This is a genomic window from Streptomyces sp. SID14478 (genome assembly GCF_010548525.1).
Classification (GTDB): Bacteria; Actinomycetota; Actinomycetes; order Streptomycetales; family Streptomycetaceae; genus Streptomyces.
Genome location: NZ_JAAGMG010000418.1, coordinates 1 through 1,307 on the forward strand (window position 1 = coordinate 1; position 1,307 = coordinate 1,307).

At 75.2% G+C, this 1,307-nt stretch carries 2 protein-coding genes; both read left to right on the forward strand.

The window, feature by feature from the left end:
• Positions 1–632: fibronectin type III domain-containing protein (locus tag G3I40_RS13545; RefSeq protein WP_164302408.1), on the forward strand; the 632-nt coding region annotated here is incomplete at its 5' end.
• A gap of 213 nt (positions 633–845) precedes the next feature.
• Positions 846–1,307, forward strand: a 462-nt coding sequence (locus tag G3I40_RS13550; RefSeq protein ID WP_164302409.1) for a hypothetical protein, incomplete at its 3' end; no start/stop codon positions are given.

The following is a 1,307-nucleotide window of genomic DNA, read 5'->3' on the forward strand; positions in this document are numbered from 1 at the left end:
GCGTCACCGTGACCACCCCCGCCGCGGTCGCCGCGGACCGCTCCGCGCCGAGCCGGCCGACGGGGCTGCGCGGGCGGGTGGACGGCGGCCGGGCGGTGACCCTGTCGTGGCAGGGGTCGAAGGACGACAAGGCCGTCGTCTCGTACGACGTCTACCAGGGCACCACGAAGATCCACAGCGTCGGGGGCGCCCGGACGCGGGCCCTGCTGACCGGGCTGCGGCCGGGTACCGCCTACAAGTTCAGTGTGCGGGCGCGCGACGCCGCGGACAACGTCTCCCCCGCGAGCGACACCGTCCGCCTGTCCACGGCGCAGGGCAAGGACGAGGGGCCCGGTACCTCGCCGGAGGACTTCCGGGCGAGCACCCGGCGGGCGGACGGCGCCTACTACATCGACCTCGCCTGGACACCGCCGGACACCGGCGGCGACGTCCCGGCGTACCAGGTGTTCTTGGACGGGCGACAGGCGACGACCGTGGTGTGGGGCGAGAGCGCGCCGGCCCACGGGGCGACGTACAGCTTCTACATCGGCACGGACGCGGGCGCCCGGCACCGGGTGAAGATCCGGGCGCAGCTGCCGGACGGAACGTGGGGCGCGTTCTCCGCGGAGCGGGCGGTCACCACCGGAGGCTAGGGCGTGTTGTGAAAGTCCCGCCTGCCCCGCGGCGTCCGGCACGCCGTGGGGCGCTGCGGTGGGCCGGACGATGGAACGCGTCACCTGCCCGGCTCCGGTCCACATGCGCGGGCTGCCGGGCGCACGTTGAGTGAGCGTCAGGCAGCACGGGCTTTGCCGACTCGGGCGGGGCAAGGGATGTACCGCCACCCGTGCCGCCGGAAGGCAGACAGCATGCGCACCTCTTCGCTCCTCGCCCGCTCGGCTCTCACTGTCGCGGCGGCGGCCGCGCTTTCGTCGGCGCCGGCGGCGACCGCTTTCGCCGCCGGCATCAACGTCACGTCCAGCGGTTCCACGGTGACGGCCACGACGACCTCCTGCCCCAACGACGGCAACGCCTCGCTCCTGGCGTCAGGGCAGGCCGACTTCGCCCAGGGCCGGCAGACGCCGCTCACCGGAGGTACCGCTTCCTGGACGGGCGTCGGCTCGGGCTCGTACCAGGTCGTGGCGGCCTGCGCCGACGGGTCCACGGTGGGACCGGCGTCCGTGACCGTCACCTCGAGCCCGACCATCTCCGCGACGTCCAGCCCGATCGGCGGCGTCCGGGGCGGGCTCGGCGGCGCCGCCGAGGACTTCGGCACCCTCACCCTCGCGGCGGGCGGCACGCTGGTCGCCGCCGCGGCGCTGGGGACGGCC